This window comes from Monashia sp. NPDC004114, from assembly GCF_053603855.1.
Window position 1 is genome coordinate 30,677 of the sequence record NZ_JBSGGK010000029.1, and the last position, 21,703, is coordinate 52,379.

Sequence of the window (21,703 nt, forward strand, 5' to 3'; positions counted from 1 at the left end):
GCACGAGCAGGAGGACGAGGGCGCCGTGCGCGCCGTGCTCAGGTGGCGCACCGCCGCCGGCCGCACCTACCTCACGCACCCCAAGGACTGGCTCGAGGGCCACCGACCCACCGACCCCCACCCAGACCCCGAACCCGACCCCACCACCCCGCTCGGCCCACCGGACGGCCAGTCACCCGGCCAGTCACCAGGTCTGGCGCCGGCGACCCACGACCCGCCACCCTTCTGACCGACCCGCATCGCGGGCATAGCCCGACACCAGGGATACGTGGCATACCCGATGGCCGGTGCCACCGGCGTACGTCGATCGCGCGCGCCACGGAAATCCCCACCCACTCGCGGTGCGTCGTCATCTCACCCAGTCCCACTGCATACGATGGCGCCCATGAACTCGGCCCGGCAGGTGCGCGCGCGCCTGCTCGGGGACCCTGCCGACGACTTCCGGCTCAGCCGGCGTGTGGCAGGGCGGATCGCCTGGCTTGGCTGGGCGGGGCCGCTGTTCTTCACCATCGTCGGTGGCTTCATGCGCTTCTGGCATGTCGGTGCACCGCACGAGCTGGTCTTCGACGAGACGTACTACGTCAAGCAGGGCTGGTCGATGATCCTGTTCGGCTTCGAGATGAAGAACGACGATCTCCTCCAGAGCGCCAATCAGGTCGACCAGCACTTCACGGCGAACGACCCGTTCATCTACGGCACACAGGGCGACTTCGTCGTCCATCCGCCTGTCGGCAAGTGGCTCATCGGTCTCGGCGAAGTGCCGTTCGGCATCCTCAACTCGCTCGGGTGGCGGTTCGCCGTGGCCCTCGCCGGCACGATCTCGATCTTCATGCTCGGCCGGATCGCGCGCCGCCTGTTCCGGTCCGACCTGCTCGGCACTGTCGCCGCAGCGCTGCTGGCCTTCGAGGGTCACCACTTCGTCCACTCGCGCACCGGGCTGCTCGACATCTTCGTCATGTTCTTCGGACTCGCAGCGTTCGGGGCGCTGCTCATCGACCGCGACAAGGCGCGCGAGATCCTCGCCCGCAAGGTGGGCGACCGCCCGCGTGCACAGATCCCGTGGCTTGGCCCATGGCTGGGCGCCCGCCCGTGGCGCTGGGTTGCCGGGGTCATGCTCGGGCTGTCGGCCGGCGTGAAGTGGTCTGGTCTCTACTTCCTCGTCGCGTTCGGCCTGCTCACCGTGCTGTGGGACCGCGGCGCGCGGAGGGCTGCCGGAGTGCCCGGCTGGCACGTCGCGTGGGTCGTCAAGGACGGGCTGTATGCCGCAGTCCAGGTGGTCGGCGCTGCGTTCGTCACGTACGTCGCAAGCTGGACGGGCTGGATCCTGACCAGCGGTGGCTCGTTCCGGACCTGGGCGGCCGACCGACCGGAGCAGACGTCCTGGCTGCCGGACTGGTGGCGTTCCCTCTGGGCCTACCACCAGCAGATGTACGCCTCGACGCAGGCGATCACCTCCTCGCATCCTTACCAGACGAACCCGTGGTCCTGGCTCATCCAGGGGCGGCCGACGTCGTTCTACTACCAGGGTCCCAAGAAGGGCGCGGATGGCTGCCTCGTCGACCAGTGCAGCAAGGCGATCACCTCGATCGGCACTGTGTCGATCTGGTGGGGCGCGACGATCGCGATCTTCGTGCTGCTGTTCATGTGGGCGCTGCGCCGAGACTGGCGCGCCGGTGCGATCCTGTGCGGGCTCTTCGCGGGCTACCTGCCGTGGTTCTTCCTCGGCAACCGGACGATCTACTCGTTCTACGAGGTCGCGTTCGTCCCGTGGGTCGTGCTCGCCTGCGTCTACGTGCTCGGCCTCATCGTCGGCGGCCGCGAGGTGTCCGTGACGCGAAGACGGATCGGGCTCGGAGTCATGGGCGGGTTCGTGCTGCTTTCGATGGCCCTGTTCGCGTTCTTCCTGCCCATCTATGTCGCCGATGTCATCCCGTTGAGCGAGTGGCAGGCGCGCATGTGGTTCCCCAGCTGGGTGTAGCCGGGTCTGCTGCTGCGCCGCTCGGCGGCTGTCACGGGGGCGCCCTCGGCTGGCCCCTGCGGAGCCCGCGCGGAGCGCGCGGGGCGGCGTGTCGGGGGGCCCGCGCGGGGTCCGCGCAGGGCCCGCGCGGGGGCGTGCGCAGGGGCCGGCACTCGGCGCGCCCCGATTACGTATGCCGTCTCGCGGGGTGTTAGAGTTCACGCGCACCTGGGGCTGTGGCGCAGTTGGTAGCGCGTCTCGTTCGCAATGAGAAGGTCAGGGGTTCGAATCCCCTCAGCTCCACAGACGTCAGAAGGACCGGACACGCTTTTCGTCCGGTCCTTCTGACGTCTCTGGATGTGTATGGGGGGATTCGGGAGGAGCGAGGAACGAGCGACGACGGCTCCCCTCAGCTCCACTCCAAGCAAACCCCGTCTGATGACCAGCGCGTATGCGCAACGTCCGGCGGGGTTTCATGTTTGTCATTGGCCCGCCCCTTCGCCACGCGCCCCCCGGGTGCCCCCCGGGCTCGCATTGAGCCTCGCGAGACCTGCCACATCGGCGCCCGTTCCGAGGAAGTGCAGGGAGCGGTTCGTCATGCCGATCGACTCGTGCCCATCCACGCCTGAACAGTCCCAGGGTCGACTCCGCGAGCCAGCCAGAGACAGGCCGGCGTGCGCCTCAGGTCGTGGATCCGCCGTCCCTTGCCGGTGACCTTCCAGTCGATGGCTCCCTTGATCGCGGTGGCATGGAGTCGGTGGCCGCCGGAGGCGACGAAGAGCAGGTCGTCGGGCTGGCGGCCGGCAGCCAGGTCGCGGACGCGGGGCAGGATCTTGTCGGCGATGGGTACCCGGCGCGACTTGCCGGATTTGGCGCCCTTGACGTCGACATCCTCTGGGTGCAGCGCGCTGGACGATGAGCATTGGAAGCGAGATCTCGACGAAGTCGCGACAGTGGATGGCGCGCGGCTCGGACCAGCGCAGGCCGGTCCAGCCGGCGATGAGGACGACGGAGCCAAGCCGCTGATCTTTGAGTGCGGCGGCCTCGTGGAGCTTCTCGAGCTCCTGCTCGCTGAACGGGTACACCTCGACATGGGGTTGGCGTGACTTGCGCGCGAGTCTGCAGCACCGGGTTGGTGAGGATCATCCGTTCCCGGACGGCCCAGGCGAAGAACGAGGAGAGCGATCCGCGGAAGCGCCGGACGGAGGACTCTGCGAGCCAGTTGCGGGCGAGCGTCACAAGGGCCTTGGAGATCTCCTGGTCGGTCACGGCATTGATCGACATGACGGCGACCGAGGTGGGCAGCAGACGCGGAACAGCCTTGTCGGAGACGAGGGTCTTGCGCGACACAGTGCGACTACGCTCCTCCAGCCAGACAGGGAGCAGTCAGTTGACGCGGGTGCGACCGGCTCGAGGGTGGGCGCCGGCTGCCAACGCGGCACGCTGACGGGTGAGCCGATCGCGATCATCCCCATGCTCACCATCCCGGCCTCGGCGCACAGCCGCAGCGACTGCACGAGCACCGTGGCCAGCGCCGCCGAATGACGGGCCCGGAACCGGGCGATCGTGACATGGTCCGGTCCCAGGTCGCCCGCGACCACCCGGGAGGCAGCGTCCTCGCGGCAGCGTCGCTCGATCACCTGTGACGAGCAGTGCCCGGTGCAGTACCCCGTACAGCAGCACCGCCAGGATCACCGCCGGGTCGTACGCCGCGCTGCCGTGGCCGTCACTGCGGTATGCGCGTCGAAACTCACCCAGCTCACGATCCGCCCGGATGAAGTTGAACCCCACCACCCGATCCTTGTCGACCCCGGCGTAGTCCCGCGCCTGACACACCGGAACGGAGGCTATTTGTCAAACAGCCTCGTAACAGTCAGCGGGAATCGTCAAGCGGACCCTTCCGGCCCGGCCGGCCATTTCAACCACCGAACTCCTGCAGGCTCATTGGCGGGCGAAGTCTTCCCAAAAACTGGCCAACTCTTTACCCGCCCGCAGGTACCGTCCGAGTCACGCCGCACAAACCGGTAGGCAGGGAGGCCTCGTAGGGGCGAGGCGGTGACCACATCGACGCTGCGCCGAGCGTCCACATCCCAACTTGGAGGATCTGTGAAACGCTTGGCATTGTCCTTCGTTGCCGTGACCAGCGCCATCGTGCTCATGGTCGGCACGACGTCCGCGATGGCCCAGCCATCATCGACGGGCACCGCACTCCGGGCTGAGCATGTCTGCGCAGTCCCGCAGCCCGGATCGGCGGGCTGCCACGCCGAAGTCGTCCTCGACGCCAGCGGGAGACCCCAGGTCACCGCCACCCCGAGCGGGTACGGCCCGACGGACATCCGGTCGGCGTACGGCCTGACGAGCAGCAACAGCGGTGGCCGCACCGTCGCGATCGTCGACGCCTACGACGACCCGACGGCGGAGGCAGACCTCGGCGTGTACCGCTCGCAGTACGGTCTCCCAGCCTGCACCACCGCCAACGGGTGCTTCCGCAAGGTCAACCAGACCGGCGGGTCGAACTACCCACGCGTGAACGCCGGGTGGGCCACCGAGATCAGCCTCGACCTCGACATGGTCTCTGCGGCCTGCCCCGACTGCAAAATCCTGCTCGTCGAGGCCAGCTCAGCCTCGTTCAGCAACCTCGGCGTCGCGGTAAACTACGCAGCGGGCCAGGGCGTTTCGGCCATCAGCAACAGCTACGGCGGCACGGACTCCGCGCCGATGGCAGCCTACGACCACCCCGGCATCGCGATCACGGCCTCCACCGGTGACAGCGGCTACGGCGTCCAGTCGCCGGCCTCCTTCGACAGCGTCATCGCCGTCGGCGGAACGAGCCTCCAGAAGGCCACCGGGACCACCCGCGGCTGGACCGAGAGCGCGTGGAGCGGCGCCGGCAGCGGCTGCTCGACCCTGAACGCCAAGCCGTCATGGCAGACGAGTGTGACGCAGTGCTCGGGCAAGGCCAACGCCGATGTCTCGGCCGTCGCCGACCCCAACACCGGTGTCGCCGTGTACGACTCAACCTCATACCAGGGCCGCAAGGGCTGGCAGGTCTACGGCGGCACCAGCGCCTCCTCGCCGATCATCGCCAGCGTGTACGCCCTCTCGGGCAACACCAGCGGCTACCCGGCCTCGTACACCTGGGCGCACGCCTCGGGCCTGAACGACGTCACCTCAGGCTCAAACGGCTCGTGCACCACCTCGGTCTGGTGCAAAGCAGGCACCGGCTGGGACGGCCCCACCGGCCTCGGCACCCCCAACGGGACGAGCTCGTTCTGAGCCCAAGCCGTCAACAAGAAAGGGGCCCGTCGTAGGACGGGCCCCTTTCTGTCGCACGGGACACGGCCGGCCTCACCGCGCTATGCGTTATTGACCAAGGTCAATGCCGCAGGTTTCCGTTGCGTGAGCCTCGATCCTCTTGGCCGCGGCCTCGAAGGCCTGCAGCTGTGGCGTGAGGCTCGCGAGGTCGGGGTTGTCGACGGTGAACTTCTCGAAGAGCGACTCGAGCGAGGCCCACTCAGCCCTCACTTCGTGAGGGGCTGTGGTCTCGATCTGCTTCACGGTCGCCACCAGCCCTGCTAGCCGTCCGGCAGGCGGCCGTGCACAGGCAGGCCGTCGGCGGTCGGTGCACCCAAGGGGTCGTTGCGTGCGCGACTCGGATCGCCACTGCCCTCGGAGAGGTCCTGGGTGTCGGGCGGCTCAGTAGGCGACGCAGATGTGCTCTCGGTGATGCTCGGCCCGGTCCACCTCGTTGACGATCGCGTCGGCGAAGTCAGGGCCGGAGATCTCCGACTTCCCCTCCGCGTCGAACAGCGCGATCTCACCGCCGACGCGGTAGGCGCCAGTCTTCTCACCAGGAGCCCAGGCGCCATAACCCCCGGCGGGACTGACGAACACCCAGTCCAGCCCGGCGGGAGCCGATGTGGCCAGCCAGTGCCGGGTGGCCTCTCCCTCCAGCGCCTCCTCGCGAAACTGCTCAGGGATATCGCCCTCCGCGAACCGGGGCTCTCCGGGCGCCGGACGCAGCGAAGAGAACCCTCCCACCATGATGAGCCGGGCGCCGGCCCCAGCCGCAGCCTCGGCATACAACGGATAGAGCTGGACCAGTCGGCCGGCTGTCTCCCCGCGAGGCGACAGGGTCAGCACTACGGCGTCCGCGGAAGGGATGATCGTCACGGCGTCGGCAGCGTCACCCGTCTCGTAGCGCACCCCCTCGACCGGCTCGGTCGGGGCGTTGCGACTCCAAGAGACGACCTGGTGGCCTCGGGCGACAGCCTCGCGGGCTATGTTCGTGCCGGTGTATCCGGTGCCTCCGATGATGGCGATGGTGGACACGAAGTGGCTCCTTTGTGACAGGTTTCGGGGCTCGGCCAGGTAGCCGCGCCAGGGGATCGCCCGGTGATCGTCGAGCTGGCCGACCTGCTTTGAGCTCGCATCCAATGCTTCGCTCCTGCAGGTGGGCGGTCACAGGCTCTTCTCGTCTCCGCTCATGCTCCCCCTTCGACGACTTCCTTGAAAGTCTCGCCGGAGGTCAGGCGCCTCACGCGGCTCCACTGCCCACCAGTTGTCCATCCGGCTGACCGCAACCGGCCGGCTGGCACCGCGATCGACTCCATCACCAGGAAGGCTGTCGAGGATGCGGGCCAGGCGGTAGAGATAGGCGGCGATTCCGGCTGCCCCTTGCATCCACCCGATGCCGGGTGGGAGCAGCGGCTCGTCGGCGCGGTGCTCGACGAACCGCCAGTACGCGCGCCCGCCCCGGAGGGGGTCGCCCTCGACCACCGCGTGCTCGACGAGTGCGTCACCAAGGCGGACAGCGAACTCGAGGTCGCTGGGGTCACCGAGGCTTGTCCACGCGTCGAGGAGCATGTCGCCGACTCCCGCCGTGCCGCAGCAGCGACCGTCGTTGTCCCAGAAGCCCGGCCACAGCCGCTCGGGTATGCCGGAGGCGCGCACCGCGTCCAGGCACCCTCGGTGCCACTTGAGAGGGTGCTCCCCCGCGACCTCGCGGACGCCGGCCGCGTCGAGGGCGAGGAACAGCAGCGAGGTTCCGGTCGGGCCGTGGCACCAGCCGTAGGCAAGGGGTTCGAGCCCGAGCTCGGGCGCCGCGGGGACGAGGTGGGGCAGCGCGAGGCCCGGGTGGTCCGGCACGCGGAGCCCGACGAGGTGCTCCGCCCCGCGCCTGGCCTGGTCGACGACGTCGGGACGGTCAAGTGCGGTGCCGGCGAGGGCCAGCGCTGCCGCGATCCCCGCCGTGCCGTGCGACCAGTTCGGCATGTCGCGGCGCGGCCCCAACCGGTGGCGGCCCGGGACCATCGACCAGCTCAGGCCGTCGGCCATCGGCTCGGCCTCGGCGAGGAGCACGTCGACGCAGCGGTTCGCGAGCTCGCGTCCTGACGGCGCACCGTTCCGTAAAGCCCAGATCGCCGCGAGGAGGACGCCGGCGGTGCCGAGGGTCGCGTCATTGACCCGCGCGTCGGGCGTGTAGCGCGGCGGTCCCGCGGCCTCGGTCGGCCAGCCGTCCGGAGTGAGCAGCTCGAGCAACCTCTCGATGGCCACCTCCACGCTGTCGAGGTCCGGGCCGGCGACGTCAGCGTCCCCGGCGGTGCTTGTTGAGCCCACGCGGTTTCCGGAGGCGGCGACCAGCGCACCCACCGTGCTCGAGAGCCCGTCGAAGTACGACACGTCGGTCGCGACGGGCGCCTCGGCGTTCAGGCGCGAGACGACGCCGTCGACGAGCCGGACCTCCTCATCGGTCCGTGGGCAGGTGAGCCCGATCTCGGTGAGCGCGTGGACGAGTCCGGAGACGCCGCTGTGCAGCCCCTGCGCATATTTCGGGCGTTGCGCTGGCTCGCCCGCGAGGTCCACGGAGTCCGGGATCCAGGGCCCTTCGTCGTCCCACTCGACGTGGTCGAGCACCCAGCGCCATGCTGCAGCGCCGAGGTCCCGATAGGTCCGGGCCCTGACGTCTGATGGCGGGCCGAGTTCGTCCGTCGGCGCCTGTTTCGACATCCCGCCATCGTCTCAGGCCTCGGGCACTCGGGGGCTGGACGGGAGGACCCGACGGGCATCCTTGCGCCCGCCGACCCCGGCGGCCAGCACGGCCTGCAGATCACGGGCAGAGTGTGCGATCTCGACGAAAGGGATGGGGCAGCACGCGGACTCGGCGCACTGGACAAGGTCGTCACAGCCCGCGTCACGGGCAGCGATGAGGCTGTCCCGGATGACGTGCAGGTCGGCGATCTTCTGGTCGACCTCCCCGAGCTTTGCGTCCACGCGGGCCTTCAGGCCGCCCGCCGACTCGCCGTGATGGTGACGACCGGCCTCCAGGAGCTCGGCCACCTCGTCGAGCGTGAACCCGAGCCGCTGCGCCGCCTTGATCACGCGAAGCGTCGTCACGGTCGACGCCGGGTAGAGGCGGTGTCCGCCCAGGCTCCGCTGCGGCTCGTCGATGATCCCGCGGCGCTCGTAGTAACGCAGCGTCTCGACGTTGACCCCGACCGCTTCGGCCACCTGACCTGCCCGAAGCTCGCCCGTCATGCCTGGGCCACCATCTGCGACTCGGCCCTGGCACGCAGCGCTGCGAGGACATCCTGGTGCGCGGCCGGCGCGGTGACGGCGAGCGAGACCGTGCCGTCCGCAATCGCCAGGTCGAAGGCGAAGAAGGAGCAGCAGCCGGCCTCCTTCACCGCCAGCGCCGCGGCCCGCGCCGCAACCTCCGGGCCGGCCCGCAGGTCGAACCGGAGCCGGTCCGGCGCCTCAGCGTGAACAGCGCGGACATCGCGCGCGAACAGCTCGTCGAACTCCAGCAGGCGCACCGGCTGCTCAGCTGCGGAAAGGGTGCAGAATGCAGGGACTTCGTCCTGCCATGCCATCGAACTCAACTCTCGATCTGCGGTCATGCCTCGACCGTAAACCCGGACCTAGGTACGGAATGCAAGCACGAGTTGTATCAGACCAGCAGCTCAGACCAGACGTTGAGTCCACCGAAGCGCCCCGGCAGCGGCGAGCGCAGCGATGAGCAGCGCGATGCCGACGAAGACAGCCGTCAGGTCGCGGGTGGTGACGGTGTAGGCAACATCCCGACCGATCTGGTCGTAGATCGAGCCGAGCTGGTCAGCGGTCTCCGCGGTGAAGGATTTGCCGCCGCTCTCGCTCGCGATCCGGGCCATGGACTCTGGGTCGTACGGCACCGGGATGTCCTGTCCCTGGACGTTCACCACGCCGCCCGACGTGCCGAAGGCGATCGTGTCGACCGGCACGCTCTGGGCTCGCGCGTCCTGAGCGGCTGCGTCGGCGGCATCCGTAGGCGAGAGCTGACCGTCGCCGATCGTGGGAGACCCGTCGCTCATCAGCACGATCGCCGCTGGCGCCGGCTTGCCGGTGGTGCCCTTGGGCACGGCCGCGATCGCGGCCAGCGACTCACGCAGCCCGGGCGCCGTTGCTGTACCCCCGCCGACCGACAGTGACTGGATCGAGGAGATCAGCTGTGCTCGGTCGGTCGTGGGCGGCACCAGCAGCCGGGCCGTGCTGTCGAAGGTGACCAGCCCGACCTGGATCCCCTGCGGCAGGTCCTGGACGAACTTGGTCGCCTGGGCCTGCGCAGCCTCCAGGCGGCTCGGCTCGACGTCGGTCGCGGTCATCGAGGCCGACGTGTCGAGGGTGAGCATGATCGTCGCGCGGTCCTTGGGCGTGCGCAGCGCCATCGCCGGCTCGGCGAAGGCAACGACGAGCACGACGAGCGTGAGCAGCAACAGCGCCCCCGGGATATGCCGCTGCCATCCCTGTCGGCGGGGCGCGACCGAATCGAGCAGGTCGACGCTGGTGAACCGCAGCACCTGGACGTGTCGGCGGCGCTGGACGAGCACGTAGGCGGCGAGCAGCGCGACGGGCAGCACGAGGAGCAGCAGCCGCCACGCCGACTGGAAGGTCATGGGGTCACCGCCGAGGCGAAACGCGCGATGACCTCGTCAGACGGCCGGGCACGCCGTGCCCGGTGCAGCTGGGCGGCGAACTGGACCGTGTCCGTCAGCCAGTCCCGGTCGGTGGACAGGTGCAGGTATGCCGCACCTGTGCCGTCGATCCGCGCCCGGATGTCGCGATGACGCTCAGCCGCAGCCGCGGCATACCGTGCGCGAAGGCCTGGCGAGGAGGACTGGATGTAGCGCTGCCGGCCGGTCTCGGTGTCCACCACCGCGAGCACACCGACCGCGGGCAGAGCGAGCTCACGCGGGTCGGTCACGTGGACGGCCACGACGTTGTGGCGACGGGCCACGCGGCTCAGCGCGCCCGCCCAGCCGTCGTCGCCGAGGAAGTCCGAGATGACGACGACCTGGCAGCGACGTGGCTGCACCAGCGGCAGCCGCAGCAGTGCGGCCGACAACGTGCCGCCATCGCCGGGCGCGCCCGCCTGGCGGGCAGAGTCATGGACGGCAGCCAGCGCCGCCAGGAACGCGCTGCGCCCGCGCCGCGCAGGGATGTGCCCCAGGCGGTCCGCGCCGGCGACGAGGACGCCGAACCTGTTGCCACCGCGCATGGTCAGCATGCCGAATGCCGCGGTGGCGCCGAGCGCGACGTCACGCTTCTCGCAGTCAGCGGTCCCGAAGTCCAGACTCGCCGATCGGTCCACGACGACCCACGTCTCGAGCTCACGGTCGGCCTCGGTCTGCCGGACCCAGACCTGCCCCGAGCGTGCCGTGAGGTTCCAGTCCACCAGCCTGGCGTCGTCACCCGGTGCGTAGGGTCGCGCCCCGGCCCGCTCGCTTCCCGGCCCGTAGGCGAAGCTCGCGTGGTCGCCGGTGTCGCGGCCGTCGAGCCGGCGCACGATCGCCAGCTCGAGTCGTCGCAGGACCTGCGCCCTGGCTGCCGCCTCCGGTGCAGCCATCGACAGCAGCGGCGCGCTCATCCGGTCGCCTCCATCGGCAGCGCCACCTCGAACGACGGGATCGCTTGCTGCGGAGAGATGTTCGGCGCCGGCACCGAGCGCAACAGCCTCTCGACGACCGCCTCGGGGTGCACACCCTCGGCCAGCGCGTCGTAGGTCAGGGTGATGCGGTGACGCAGGACCTCGGGCGCGACGTCGTACACGTCCTGCGGGACGACGTACCGGCGACCGCGGAGCACCGCGAGGGCCCGGGCGGAGATCAGCAGACCGAGCGTGCCGCGGGGACTGGCGCCGAGGGCGATCAGCCGGGCCAGGTCGTCCTGGCCCCAGCGGGCGGGCTCACGGGTCACCATGACGAGCCGGACGGCATAGTCCTGGACGGCGTGGTGGACGAAGACGTCACGCACGACGCCCTGCAGCTCGACGAGCTGTCCGCTCGTGAGCACCTGTTCGGCCGCAGGTGCGTGGCCGGACATGCGGTGCGCGATCGCCACCTCCTCCTCGTAGGTCGGATGCTTGACCATGACGTGCATGAGGAACCGGTCGCGCTGGGCTTCCGGGAGGGCGTAGACACCCTCGGACTCGATCGGGTTCTGCGTGGCGAGGACGAGGAACGGCTTCGGCAGCGGGCGGGTCTGGCCGGCGATCGTGACGTGCCGCTCCGCCATGGCCTCGAGCAGGGCGGACTGGACCTTCGCCGGGGCGCGGTTGATCTCGTCCGCCAGCACGATGTTCGCGAACAACGGCCCCCACTCGATCGCGAAGTCCTCCTGCGACGGCCGCCAGGTGCGGGTCCCGACGAGGTCGGCGGGCACCAGGTCCGGCGTGAACTGGAGTCGGGCGAAGTCGCCGCCCACGGCCTGCGCCATGGTCGACACCGTCAACGTCTTGGCAAGACCCGGGAAGCCCTCGATGAGGCAGTGGCCGTCGGCGAGCAGGCACACCATGACCCGCTCCACGAGGCGGTCCTGACCCACGATGACCTTCTTGACCTGGAAGAGCGCGTCGGCAAGCAGGGCCGCGTGGTCGGCACCCGGGATGGCAAGTGTGGGGGTCGGTTCGGGGGAGTGATCAGACTGGGTCACTGGGATGTCCTCTCGTGCGTGAGCGGGTGGGTCAGCCGACCGGGCCGGTGCCCAGGCGGATCGTGGCGGTGTGCTTCTGGCCGGTCGGGTCCGTCCAGGCGACCTTCACGTCGTCGCCGGGGCGGTGCGCGGACACGGCCGCCTTCAGGTCAGCGGCCGAGCTCACCGTCTGACCGCCGACGCTGGTGATGACAGCTCCCGGCTGGATGCCCGCCTGCTCGGCCGCCGACCCGGACACCACCGACCCCACCAGCACGCCGCCGTTCGAGGTGGCCCGTTGGCCGGAAGCGAGCTGCACGCCCAGGAAGCCCGTTGCACCGATGTGGACCGTCGCCGACGACTTCCCGTCGATGATCTGCTGCCCGATGGAGCGTGCCTGGTCGATCGGGATGGCGAAGCCTTCGACCGACACCGACACGTCACTGGATGAGGCGGCGCGGCCCTCTGCGGTGACGACTCCGACGACCTTTCCCGCGGCATCCACCAGGGCGCCACCCGAGTCCCCCGGCTGCACTGCCGCGTCGAACTGGATCAGCCCGGTGAGCCGGTGGGCGGAGCCGTCCGTCTCGTCCGTGACGGTGATCGGCTGGTCGAGCCCGAGGACGGCGCCGGCGACGGCGCTGGGCGTCCCGCCGACCCCGCCGGCGTTCCCGACGGCGACGACCGCATCGCCGACGTGCACGGTCGAGGACGTGCCCAGCGGCGCGACCGTGAGCCCGGACGCGTCCTTGAGGCGCAGGACCGCCACGTCGTGCGTGCTGTCGTAGCCGAGCACGGTTGCGTCATACGTCTTCGCATTGCCCACATCGGTCGCCTGGATCTTCGTCGCACCCGCCACCACATGGTGGTTGGTGAGCACCAGACCGTCGGCGGACAGCACGATCCCGGTGCCGGCGCCCCGCGAGCCGTCGTAGCCGATGCTCGTGTTGATGTCGACGAGCCCCTTGGACACAGCAGCCGCTGCGGCGGCCTGCTGAGGGGTCAGCGTCTTGGACTGCGTGTTCGGCTGTTGCGCGCCGTTCGGCGGCGACCCCGGTGACTCCGGCGCGACCCCGGGGGGCGCGGCCGGCTCTGAGGTCCGCGGCGCGCTGGGAACGGGGACCGACGGCGAGCTGGACGGAGTGGGCGAGGGCAGCACCGTCGCCGACGGCTTCGGCGGTGCCGCCGTGGTGTTGCTCGGGGACTGCAGCGCACCTGCAAGCGCCGCGCCGCCGGCGAGGAGCGCGATCAACGCCAGGACGGCGACGAGCGTCTTTCGGCGGGGCGGGCGCTGCTGCGGGGGTGGTGGTGGCGAGTAGCCGGGAGGCGGCACGGCCGACGCTCGGGCGTAGCCGCCAACCGTCTTGGGGTCCGCCCAGAGCGACGAGGTCCACGGGTCCGGCCCGCTGTGCGTCGGACCAGCGGGCGTCGAGCCGCTACCGTGACCTGCATCGCCTTGGACCGACATGGCAACCTCACCGTGATCAGACCGGCCACAGCAGCCGGGGCGCACAGTGTCGGGTCGAGAAACTGTCAGCAGGTCTCGCATCGGCTGTGAGGTCCATGTGTATGCGCACAGCCACGATCGAGGTCACCGCCCGGACGTATGCCGTGTCGAGCGGTTTCGTGGCTTCGCTGAGACGAGCGGCCCCGCGCCCGGGGTGGCCGGCCCCCGGGCCGCCGGACTTGGCGAAACGGCGGCCGGACTGCGGTCCTGGGGGCAGACTTGAGCGTGTCTTCGCCGGAGGGGCTCGTGGGCCGCGGGATCGAGCTCGAGGTCGCCGCGGCCGCCCTTCGTCGTCTCGGTGACGGCCAGGCCTCGGTGCTCGTGATCGAGGGCGAGGCCGGCATCGGCAAGACGCGCCTGGTGGAGAGCATCATCGAGCAGGCCCGCTCCCGTCAGGTAGCCGTCTACAGCGGCCAGGCACACCCGTTCGAGCGCACCCGCCCGTTCGGCGTGGTCGCCGCGGCGCTAGGCCTGAGCCGGCGCTCGCCGGACCCGCGCCGCGCCGCGATCGGCGCGCTGCTCGACGGTCGGAGCGCTGAGGCGAGCGCCGGTGGCGACATCCGGTTCCGCGTCGTCGAGGAGGTCGTGGACCTCCTGGAGAGCGTGTGTGCGGACGGCCCCGTGCTGCTGGTCGCCGAAGACCTTCAGTGGGCGGACAGCTCGAGCCTCCTCGCCATTCTGACGCTGGCACGGCAGCTGCCGCTCGCGCCGCTGTTCCTCGTGGTGACGGCTCGGTCTTCGCCGCATCCGCCCGAGCTGGAACGGCTGCTCGACGATCTGGTCGCCGACGGCGCGCTCACGACCCACCTCCGTCCGCTGGGTCCCGACGACCTGACCGTGCTCGCGGGCGATGTGTTGGGAGCTCCTCCCGGGCCCAACCTGACCGCGATGCTCGCCAAGGCGGGCGGGAACCCGCTCTGGGCCGTGGCGATGCTCCGGTCCCTGGCCGATGAGGGACTGTTGCGCCGAGCCGGGGACAGCCTGGAGGTGACGACCTCGGAGCTGCCGACGTCGTTGAGCGACCTGGTGGTCCGCCGCCTGCGTCACCTTCCGGCGCCGACTCTGGAGCTCCTGCAGATCACGGCGGTGCTGGGCGACGCCGTGTCCCTGCGGGAGGTTGCAGCGATGGCTCGCCGGCCCCCGGCCGATGTCGTCGCGCAGCTCGCACCCGCGTTCGATGCCGAGCTGCTCGACGAGGTCGACGAGCGAGTCGTCTTCCGCCACCAGCTCGTGCACGACGCGATCTACCAGCACATGCTGCCCGCGGCCCGGCGCCTGCTGCATCGTGAGGCCGCGGTCGTGCTCATGGCCGCGGGCGCGGATCGGCTGGACGTGGCCGACCATCTGATGCTCGGGGCCGAGCGTTCTGACGAACAGGCCGCCGTCTGGTTGCGCGATGCCGCCCGGGAGGCCTCTGCACAAGCGCCCCTGGTGGCCGTCGAGCTGCTTCGCCGCGCAGAGGCATCACTGCCGGCGGGTCATCCTGAGGCGGACGTGGTCGCGGCGGAGATCGTGCAAGCGCTCCTGCGCGCCGGGAACGTGGCCGAGGCATCGGCACGTGCCGAAGCGTTCCTCGCTCGACCGCACGCGGCCGGGATGGACACCCCGATGCGGGTTGCCCTTCTCGGCGCGCTGGCCCTCCAGAACCGGGCCGACGAGGTCATCGCGGTGGCGCAGGCCAGACTCGCCGACCCGTCAGGGCTTCGACCCTCCGACCACGTGCTGATCCTGGCCCAGCAGAGCTGGGCCTGGACGTACACGGGCGACCCTCGAGCCGGCGAGTCGGCGGCCGGCCAGGCACTTCGCATCGCCGAGCAGGCCGAGGATGCGGCCATGACCGTGTGGGCCCTGACGGCGCTCCTCGTGGCGGTGGGCCGGCAGGGGCGCTTCGACGAGGCCCTCGGGTACGCGAGGCGCGCCGCCGACCTTTCCGCGGGCGCGCACGACATCAGGTCGCTGCCGCTGCAGCCGCAGTACTTCCTCGGACTTGCCCTGTTCGACTGCGACCTCGTCGCCGACGCGAGAGCGGCATACCGAGCGGCGCTCGACGACGAGTTCGGGACCGGATGGTGGCTCTCTGAGACGCTGATGGCCGACGCCCAGGCGTCGTTCGCCATCGGCGAGTGGGGCGACGCCCTGCCGGGCCTCATCGCCGGCGGCCTCGCCGCCCAGGACAAGGGAAACCCGCTGCTCATCGCCCAGTCGCTCGCCTACCGAGCGGTCATCGCGACTGCCACGGGAGACCACCGGGCGGCGAACGACCTGACCGCCGGGATCGCCGGCTCGCTGGAGCAGGACCCGCCGAGCTACAACGCGGGGATCCGGGCGTATGCGGTGGCCGGGCTGAAGGCCGCCGAAGGCGACATCGAGGGCGCGTATGCCGTGTTGCTGCGGTGCTGGCGCGTCGACGTCGCCCGGGAGTGCCGGTTCTACTACCGCTGGCTCGCCCCCGACCTCGTGCGCCTGGCCCTGGCCCTCGGTCATCGGGACGTCGCCACGGAGGTGGCCGAGGCCGTCGCCGAAGCAGCTGACATGGCACCAGGGGTGCCGACGGTTCGCAGTCTCGCGCTGCGCTGCCACGGTCTGGTGACGGGTCAGGTCGGGCCGATGCTCGAGGCCGTCGCGCTTGCTCGCCAGGCGCCGCTGCTGGTCGAGCACGCCGGCACGTGTGAGGACGCGGCGATCCTGCTGGCCCGTGCCGGGCGGCGGGACGAGTCGGCGGCGCTGCTCCACGAGGCGCTGGAGCGGTACGAGCGAGCGGGCGCCCATGGCTGGGCAGGCCGGGTCCGCGCCGAGCTGCGCGAGCTCGGGGTCCGCCCGGCTCCGCGCGGGTCGAGGGACCGCCCGGAGGACGGTTGGGCGAGCCTCACGACGACCGAGCTCGCCGTCTCGCGACTGGTTGCAGAAGGACTCACGAACGGTGCCGTCGCCAGGCGGCTCTACATCTCGCCGCACACCGTGAACACCCACCTCCGGCACGTGTTCGCCAAGCTCGGCGTCTCGAACCGGGTCGCCCTCTCGACGGTCGTAAACCACTCGATCGAGTGATGTCTTCGCGGGCCGGCAGGAACCACACTCGACCGCGTGCGGCATACGCCGCTCAAGCCTGGACGAAGGGGTGGCGAGCATGGACCACGCTGCAGTGATGCGCAAGACCTACGAGCGGATCAACAACGGAGACATAGCCGGGTTCGGCGACCTGGTCGCTGACGACTTCGTCGAGCACCAGGGCGCCCCGGGCTTCCCGGACACGAAAGAGGGCACGCTCGACTATTTCCGCGTCCTCCTGGCCGCGTTCCCCGACCTGCGGATGAAGGTCGAGGACCTCATCGCCGATGGGGACAAGACCGTGGCGCGAGTGGCGGTCAGCGGCACGCACGAGGGCGAGTTCATGGGCATCCCGCCAACCGGCAAGCACGCGGAGATCCAGCTCATCGACATCATGCGGTTCAACCACGCAGGCCAGGTGACCGAGCACTGGGGCGTCGGGGACATGCTCTCGCTGCTGCAGCAGCTCGGTGTCATACCCACCGGCGCACCGGCGTAGCCGCCGCCACAACCACTGAGGAGCTGACCATGCCGAGAATCGTCATCACCCACGCAGTCAAGGACCGTGACCGCTGGCTGGGCGGCAAAGCCGAGCGCGCCGGCGCCATGCCGGGTGCCACCGGCATGGCCGACCTGTTGGCTGTGGACGGGAGCAACCACGCCGCCGTCACGTTCGACTTCGACGACCTCGACGCCCTCAAGGGGGTGCTGTCCTCGATGCCCCCGGAGCTGGCCGCCCAGGCGGAGTCGCACGGGGTCATCCTGCCCATGACCGTCTACGTCGAGGCCTAGGGCGACCCAAAGCTGACTGAGATACTCGGACGGTGCCGGACGTCACGATCGAGCACGCCGCGGCACGGCACCTCGCGGCCGTGCGCCGCGAGGTCGCCGTCGGACAGGTCGGCGCTGTGTGGCAACCCGCGCTCGACCAGGTCTGGGAGTTCCTTCGCGCAAAACCAGGGCTGCGGGGCGACGGCCACAACGTCTTCCTGTACCACCACGCGCCCGCCCCCGGCCGGCCGATGAACGTCGACTTCGGCGTCGAGGTGCTCGGCCCGTTCGACCCCTCCGGCGAGGTCGTGCCCGTCCAGACTCCTGCCGGGCAGGTCGCCACCGCCGTCCACCTCGGCCCGTACGACCAGCTCGGCGAGGCACACGCGGCCATCGAGGCCTGGCGCGCCCGGGAAGGCCGCGCGTTCGCTGACATGTCGTGGGAGATCTACGGCGACCCCACGCCCGATCCGGCGCAGACCCGGACGACCGTCTGCTACCTGCTCACTCCCCGGTGACCACAGCCGGGATGGGCGAGACGTTGCAGACGCTCGCCCGCATCGGGGCGCTGCCGCTGATCGGGTCGCTGGGGGTCTGGGGCAGCACGAGGTTGAGGTTCGCACCTTCGGCGGCATACGGCGGGTAGCCGGGCAGCCCGAGCTCGTCACAGGCCTGCCACCAGCCGTGCTGGCCGAAGACGACCTGGGGGTCGAGCGCGGCGTTGAGCTTCACCCGCGACCTGATGCTGCCGTAGGGCGTGTCCAGCGAGACCCAGTCGCCCGCACCGATCCCGCGGGACTCTGCGGTCGCCGGGTGCATCTCGAGCAGGGGCTCAGGGGCGCTCTTGCGCAGTGCGGCCACCTGCCGGTGCTGGGTCTCGCAGAAGAACAGCGACTTGGCGCAGCTGAGGACGAGCGGGTACCGCTCGGCGAGGTCGGGCCGGGAACGCGGGCTGATCAGCGGCTCCACGTATGCCGGCAGCGGTTCGTAGCCGTGGGCGGCGAGGGTTGCGGAGTACAGCTCCACCTTGCGCGACGGGGTCGCGAAACCGGAGCCGGCGTACTTGCGGTAGCGGGTGGTCAGCGGCACCCGCACCCCCTCGGGGTGGGCACGGAGGTCTTCCAGCGTGATCCCGCTCGGCGCGAGCTGATGGCGGTATGCCGCGTCGATGTCGCCGTCCCAGAAGTGCTCCCCGAGACCGAGCCGGGTCGCGAGGTCGAACACGATCTGGAGGTCCGACCGTGCTTCGCCGCGCGGAGGGACGAGCGGCCGCCTGAGCTGGACGAGCGACTGCGCCTCCTGGCTGTACTCGAAGCCGATCTTGAGCGCCTCGGACTCGAAGGGCGTCGTGACCGGCAGCACGATGTCCGCGAGCTCTGCCGTCGGGGTCATGAAGAGGTCCGCCTGGACGAAGAAGTCGAGACTGCGCAGCGCCTCCCGGCCGCGGAGGCTGTCCGCGTGGGCCATCACCGGGTTGCCGCCGAAGCCCACCAGCGTGGTGATCCGGCGTTCGATGGCCGCTGTGTAGAAGTCCTCGCCGGTGACGAACTCGAACCGGGCCGGTCCCAGCGGGCGTTGTTCGACTCCGACCGCCGGGGGCCGCGCTCCGGAAAGGAGCTCCATGCCGTCGATCGGGTTCGACGGGACTGCCTCGAACAGGACGTTCCCGCCGCGCACGTCAAGGCAACCGGTCAAGGCGTAGAGCACGTCGATCGCACGAATGGTCTGCGTTGCCCCGTTGTGCTGCTCGAGTCCGCTCCAGGTGTAGAAGGCGACGGGCCGGGACTCCCAGAGGGTCCTCGCGGTAGCGACGATGTCGGCCGCGGGCACTCCCGTGATCACCTCGGCCCGATCCGGAGGGAACTCCGCACACCGCGACGCCAGCAGCTCCCACACTGTTGCGCCGTCGACGACATCTGCCGCGTTGGTCCAGTCGCGGACGAAATCGGTGTCGTACCAGCCGTTCTCGATCATCACATGGGTCAGAGACAACGCGAGCGCGCCGTCGGTCCCGGGTCGGACTCGAAGCCAATGGTCCGCCTTGGCCGCGAGTCCCGCCTTGCGCGGGTCGACGACGACCAGCTTCGCCCCTCGGCGGAGCGCGGCGACCGTGCTCGTCGCGTGCGCCAGGCGCGCCACCGAGGGGTTGTATCCCCAGAACAAGATGCACCCGGCGTTGTCGAGGTCCGGCAGATAGACGCCGGGCACCGACGCGCCGAAAGTGTAGAGCGGCGCGAAGTAGCGGCCCCAGCCGCAGAGCTCCATATACCCGCAGTAGTTCGGGCTCCCGAAGGCCCGGATGAGCCGCTGGACCCAGTCGACGGCGTCGCTGATCGCCGACGTGGACGGCGAGCTCGAGCTGAACCCCACGGACTCGGGCCCGTCGGTTGCCGCAGCAGTCTGCAGCCGCATGGCGACCTCGTCCAGAGCCTCGTCCCAGCTGACTCGCTCCCACCCCGGATCCGATGCATCCTTCGGGTTGGTCCGCCGCATCGGGTGCAGCAGGCGCGACGGGTGGTAGACGATCTCGGGCGCCGCCTTCCCTTTCAGGCAGATCGCCTTCCCGGTCGGGTGGGACGGATCCGGATGCAGGGCGAGCAGTTTCCCGTCGCTGACCTCGGCGCGCGCCCCGCAGCGGGACACACACAACGGGCAGAACGTCGGAACGGAGTCCCCAGCCACCGTCCGATTCTCGCTCTTCGCGCTGAGCTCGACAACGGCCTCCGGGCCGAAAGGACACCGGCAGCCTCGGCACGTATGCGCGTATGCCGGACCCAACGGAATACGTCCTGGAATCCTTGGCGCTGGAAGAGCTTTCGAGGGCGACGGAGGCCCAAGATGTCGGACAAGGACTCTCGAGACGGCGAGCTGGGTCACACCGGGTACGAGATCTTCATCGGAGCGCTGTCGGTGCTCTCGCTGGTCAACATCGTGCTGCTGGCCTTGCTCCGAGATCCGGCCACGCAGAACGTGGTCCGCGTCATGGACCTGTTCCTCAGCGCGGTGTTCCTCGGCGACTTCCTGGTGCGTCTGCGACGGGCGCCGTCACGGACGAGCTACTTCTTCCGCCAGTACGGCTGGGCGGACCTGCTGGCGAGCCTGCCCTTCCCGCAGATCAAGATCCTGCGCGTCTTCCGCCTGGCCCGCGTCGTCCGCCTGCTGCGCAAGTATGGCGCCCGCAACATCGGCCGAAGCCTCCTCGGTGACCGCGCCGGAAGCGCCCTGCTGTCGCTGCTGCTCGTCGGCGTCCTGATGATGGAGTTCGGGAGTCTCGGGCTGCTGCGCCTCGAACAACCGGCGCCGGACGCGAACATCGTCAACGCGTCGGACGCCATGTGGTACGTCATCGTGACGATGTCGACGGTGGGCTACGGCGACCAGTACCCCGTCACCAACGGCGGCCGGGAGCTGGGAACGGTCATCATCATCGTCGGGGTCGGCATCTTCGGCACCCTCACCGGCTACCTGGCCAACCTCTTCCTCGCGCCGCGCGGCGCACAGGCGACCCAGGACAGAACAGCGCAAGACAAAGCAGCCCAGGACACAGCAGCCCCGGACACCGCAGCACACGCCGGGACGACCGCCCCCGCGGAGGGCAGGCCATCGATCGACCTCGAGGGACAGCTCCAGCAGATGCGTGAAGCGCTCAGCCAGCAGCAGGCCGCTCTCGATGCGCTCGAACGCTCGCTGCGGGCCGGCTGACGATTCACCCGCTCCGGGGGTGCCACGCCACTCGCTGGGGACGGTGTCATGACGGAGTAACGGAGTCATCGTACGAAGGAGACAGTGATGGGACTGCGGGATCGCCGGGAAGAGCGCCGGGAGGAACGACGCGACGAGCGCCGCGGCATCGGCCGGACCACCTACCGGATGCGGCAGAAGCTCGTCGCGATCGGCGACGACTCCTGGATCGAGGACGAACAGGGCCGACGCGCCTACAAGGTCAACGGCAAGGCCATGCGGATCCGCGACACCCTCATCTTCGAGGACGCCTCCGGCACCGAGCTGCTCAAGCTGCAGGAGCGCAAGCTGCGGGTGCGGGACACCATGGACATCGAGGACGCCTCAGGGCGGACCGTGGCGACCGTCAAGAAGGCGATGATCAGCCCGCTGCGGGAGCGGTTCACCGTCGAGGTCGCCGACGGCCAGGACATGGAGGTCCAGGGCAACATCGTGGACCACGAGTACAAGGTGTCCCAGGGCGGGCAGGAGGTGGCCGAGGTGTCCAAGCGGTGGTTCCGGATCGCCGACACCTACGGCGTGGAGATCCTCGACGGGCACAACGACGTGCTGATCCTGGCGGTCACCGCGGTCATCGACAGCATGACCCACGACGTCGGGTAGAGGTGTGACGGGGCGCCCACTCGACCTGTGACGGGGCATGGACCTCGCCGGTGACCCCCAGCGCGCCTACCCCGTGATCCACCTCACCGGCACCAACGGCAAGACCTCGACGAGCCGGATGATCGACGCGA

Annotated in this window: 19 protein-coding genes, 1 tRNA gene and 3 pseudogenes; 10 read left to right on the forward strand and 13 right to left on the reverse strand. The window is 70.1% G+C overall.

Features of this window, described 5'->3' with window-relative positions; genetic code table 11:
- From ACWEOW_RS23865 to ACWEOW_RS23875, 3 genes and pseudogenes are all read left to right on the forward strand, one after another.
- Positions 1-229 (forward strand): annotated as a pseudogene (locus ACWEOW_RS23865) (hypothetical protein); the annotation flags it as partial.
- Positions 230-385: 156 nt separating this feature from the next.
- The gene (locus tag ACWEOW_RS23870) at positions 386-1,978 is read left to right on the forward strand and encodes a dolichyl-phosphate-mannose--protein mannosyltransferase (protein WP_452271747.1); all 1,593 of its coding nucleotides are present in this window, start codon (positions 386-388) and stop codon (positions 1,976-1,978) included.
- Positions 1,979-2,187: 209 nt separating this feature from the next.
- Positions 2,188-2,260 (forward strand) — tRNA-Ala (locus ACWEOW_RS23875).
- 292 nt (positions 2,261-2,552) lie between these two features.
- On the opposite strand, the gene ACWEOW_RS23880 is transcribed toward ACWEOW_RS23875, so the two are convergent.
- The 3 genes and pseudogenes from ACWEOW_RS23880 to ACWEOW_RS23890 form a co-directional block, all read right to left on the reverse strand.
- Entirely contained in the window at positions 2,553-3,050 is a 498-nt protein-coding gene (locus ACWEOW_RS23880; protein ID WP_452271748.1) for a tyrosine-type recombinase/integrase, read from the reverse strand.
- A gap of 68 nt (positions 3,051-3,118) precedes the next feature.
- A pseudogene (locus ACWEOW_RS23885) lies at positions 3,119-3,241 on the reverse strand (site-specific integrase); the annotation flags it as partial.
- Positions 3,223-3,630 (reverse strand): annotated as a pseudogene (locus ACWEOW_RS23890) (transposase); the annotation flags it as partial. The pseudogenes ACWEOW_RS23885 and ACWEOW_RS23890, both read right to left, overlap by 19 nt.
- 442 nt (positions 3,631-4,072) lie before the next feature.
- Here ACWEOW_RS23890 and ACWEOW_RS23895 point away from each other — a divergent pair.
- Positions 4,073-5,233, forward strand: a complete 1,161-nt coding sequence (locus ACWEOW_RS23895) for a S53 family peptidase (protein ID WP_452271749.1) — start codon at positions 4,073-4,075, stop codon at positions 5,231-5,233.
- Positions 5,234-5,320: 87 nt separating this feature from the next.
- Here the strand turns inward: ACWEOW_RS23895 and ACWEOW_RS23900 are convergent, their stop codons facing one another.
- The 9 genes from ACWEOW_RS23900 to ACWEOW_RS23940 all read right to left on the reverse strand — a co-directional run bounded on the left by ACWEOW_RS23900 (position 5,321) and on the right by ACWEOW_RS23940 (position 13,370).
- On the reverse strand, positions 5,321-5,515 hold the full coding sequence (locus ACWEOW_RS23900; RefSeq protein ID WP_452271750.1) for a hypothetical protein: 195 nt from the start codon (positions 5,513-5,515) through the stop codon (positions 5,321-5,323).
- Between the two features lie 138 nt (positions 5,516-5,653).
- Positions 5,654-6,289 carry an NAD(P)-dependent oxidoreductase gene (locus ACWEOW_RS23905; RefSeq protein ID WP_452271751.1) on the reverse strand — a complete coding sequence of 212 codons (636 nt, stop codon included), beginning with the start codon at positions 6,287-6,289 and terminating at the stop codon, positions 5,654-5,656.
- Between the two features lie 129 nt (positions 6,290-6,418).
- Entirely contained in the window at positions 6,419-7,966 is a 1,548-nt protein-coding gene (locus ACWEOW_RS23910; RefSeq protein WP_452271752.1) for a hypothetical protein, read from the reverse strand.
- A 12-nt stretch (positions 7,967-7,978) separates the two neighbouring features.
- Positions 7,979-8,494 carry a MerR family transcriptional regulator gene (locus ACWEOW_RS23915; RefSeq protein WP_452271753.1) on the reverse strand — a complete coding sequence of 172 codons (516 nt, stop codon included), beginning with the start codon at positions 8,492-8,494 and terminating at the stop codon, positions 7,979-7,981.
- Positions 8,491-8,856 carry a hypothetical protein gene (locus ACWEOW_RS23920; RefSeq protein WP_452271754.1) on the reverse strand — a complete coding sequence of 122 codons (366 nt, stop codon included), beginning with the start codon at positions 8,854-8,856 and terminating at the stop codon, positions 8,491-8,493. The genes ACWEOW_RS23915 and ACWEOW_RS23920 overlap by 4 nt, the downstream gene beginning before the upstream one ends.
- 63 nt (positions 8,857-8,919) lie before the next feature.
- Entirely contained in the window at positions 8,920-9,888 is a 969-nt protein-coding gene (locus tag ACWEOW_RS23925; RefSeq protein WP_452271755.1) for a VWA domain-containing protein, read from the reverse strand.
- Positions 9,885-10,859, reverse strand: coding sequence for a DUF58 domain-containing protein (locus ACWEOW_RS23930; RefSeq protein WP_452271756.1), 975 nt, complete (start codon positions 10,857-10,859; stop codon positions 9,885-9,887). The genes ACWEOW_RS23925 and ACWEOW_RS23930 overlap by 4 nt, the downstream gene beginning before the upstream one ends.
- Positions 10,856-11,923 (reverse strand): AAA family ATPase, encoded by a 1,068-nt coding sequence (locus ACWEOW_RS23935; protein WP_452271757.1) that lies wholly within the window; start codon positions 11,921-11,923, stop codon positions 10,856-10,858. Before ACWEOW_RS23935 ends, ACWEOW_RS23930 begins: the two co-directional genes overlap by 4 nt.
- 31 nt (positions 11,924-11,954) lie before the next feature.
- A complete protein-coding gene (locus ACWEOW_RS23940) occupies positions 11,955-13,370 on the reverse strand; it encodes a S1C family serine protease (RefSeq protein ID WP_452271758.1) in 1,416 nt (471 codons plus the stop codon).
- Between the two features lie 264 nt (positions 13,371-13,634).
- On the opposite strand from ACWEOW_RS23940, the gene ACWEOW_RS23945 reads away from it, so the two are divergent.
- From ACWEOW_RS23945 to ACWEOW_RS23960, 4 genes are all read left to right on the forward strand, one after another.
- Complete coding sequence (locus tag ACWEOW_RS23945) at positions 13,635-16,457, forward strand: helix-turn-helix transcriptional regulator (protein WP_452271759.1); 2,823 nt, start codon at positions 13,635-13,637, stop codon at positions 16,455-16,457.
- Positions 16,458-16,536: 79 nt separating this feature from the next.
- A complete protein-coding gene (locus ACWEOW_RS23950; protein WP_452271760.1) occupies positions 16,537-16,956 on the forward strand; it encodes an ester cyclase in 420 nt (139 codons plus the stop codon).
- 29 nt (positions 16,957-16,985) lie between these two features.
- A complete protein-coding gene (locus ACWEOW_RS23955) occupies positions 16,986-17,249 on the forward strand; it encodes a hypothetical protein (RefSeq protein ID WP_452271761.1) in 264 nt (87 codons plus the stop codon).
- A gap of 32 nt (positions 17,250-17,281) precedes the next feature.
- The gene (locus tag ACWEOW_RS23960) at positions 17,282-17,746 is read left to right on the forward strand and encodes a GyrI-like domain-containing protein (RefSeq protein WP_452271762.1); all 465 of its coding nucleotides are present in this window, start codon (positions 17,282-17,284) and stop codon (positions 17,744-17,746) included.
- Here ACWEOW_RS23960 and ACWEOW_RS23965 read toward each other — a convergent pair.
- The gene (locus tag ACWEOW_RS23965) at positions 17,733-19,910 is read right to left on the reverse strand and encodes a molybdopterin-containing oxidoreductase family protein (RefSeq protein WP_452271763.1); all 2,178 of its coding nucleotides are present in this window, start codon (positions 19,908-19,910) and stop codon (positions 17,733-17,735) included. The two genes, ACWEOW_RS23960 and ACWEOW_RS23965, sit on opposite strands and share 14 nt — an antisense overlap.
- Positions 19,911-20,066: 156 nt before the next feature.
- Between ACWEOW_RS23965 and ACWEOW_RS23970 the strand changes: the two genes are divergently transcribed.
- Together ACWEOW_RS23970 and ACWEOW_RS23975 are read left to right on the forward strand one after the other, a co-directional pair.
- Positions 20,067-20,930 carry an ion transporter gene (locus tag ACWEOW_RS23970; RefSeq protein WP_452271764.1) on the forward strand — a complete coding sequence of 288 codons (864 nt, stop codon included), beginning with the start codon at positions 20,067-20,069 and terminating at the stop codon, positions 20,928-20,930.
- A gap of 87 nt (positions 20,931-21,017) precedes the next feature.
- The gene (locus ACWEOW_RS23975) at positions 21,018-21,572 is read left to right on the forward strand and encodes an LURP-one-related/scramblase family protein (protein ID WP_452271765.1); all 555 of its coding nucleotides are present in this window, start codon (positions 21,018-21,020) and stop codon (positions 21,570-21,572) included.
- Positions 21,573-21,703: the final 131 nt, after the last annotated feature.

What these genes read in the sequence shown, in the direction of transcription:
- ACWEOW_RS23870 (WP_452271747.1), top strand. Translation starts at nt 386, where the DNA reads ATGAACTCGGCCCGGCAGGTGCGCGCGCGCCTGCTCGGGGACCCTGCC.
- ACWEOW_RS23880 (WP_452271748.1), bottom strand. Translation starts at nt 3,050, where the DNA reads ATGTCGAGGTGTACCCGTTCAGCGAGCAGGAGCTCGAGAAGCTCCACG.
- ACWEOW_RS23910 (WP_452271752.1), bottom strand. Translation starts at nt 7,966, where the DNA reads ATGTCGAAACAGGCGCCGACGGACGAACTCGGCCCGCCATCAGACGTC.
- ACWEOW_RS23915 (WP_452271753.1), bottom strand. Translation starts at nt 8,494, where the DNA reads ATGACGGGCGAGCTTCGGGCAGGTCAGGTGGCCGAAGCGGTCGGGGTC.
- ACWEOW_RS23920 (WP_452271754.1), bottom strand. Translation starts at nt 8,856, where the DNA reads ATGACCGCAGATCGAGAGTTGAGTTCGATGGCATGGCAGGACGAAGTC.
- ACWEOW_RS23925 (WP_452271755.1), bottom strand. Translation starts at nt 9,888, where the DNA reads ATGACCTTCCAGTCGGCGTGGCGGCTGCTGCTCCTCGTGCTGCCCGTC.
- ACWEOW_RS23930 (WP_452271756.1), bottom strand. Translation starts at nt 10,859, where the DNA reads ATGAGCGCGCCGCTGCTGTCGATGGCTGCACCGGAGGCGGCAGCCAGG.
- ACWEOW_RS23940 (WP_452271758.1), bottom strand. Translation starts at nt 13,370, where the DNA reads ATGTCGGTCCAAGGCGATGCAGGTCACGGTAGCGGCTCGACGCCCGCT.
- ACWEOW_RS23950 (WP_452271760.1), top strand. Translation starts at nt 16,537, where the DNA reads ATGGACCACGCTGCAGTGATGCGCAAGACCTACGAGCGGATCAACAAC.
- ACWEOW_RS23955 (WP_452271761.1), top strand. Translation starts at nt 16,986, where the DNA reads ATGCCGAGAATCGTCATCACCCACGCAGTCAAGGACCGTGACCGCTGG.
- ACWEOW_RS23970 (WP_452271764.1), top strand. Translation starts at nt 20,067, where the DNA reads ATGTCGGACAAGGACTCTCGAGACGGCGAGCTGGGTCACACCGGGTAC.
- ACWEOW_RS23975 (WP_452271765.1), top strand. Translation starts at nt 21,018, where the DNA reads ATGGGACTGCGGGATCGCCGGGAAGAGCGCCGGGAGGAACGACGCGAC.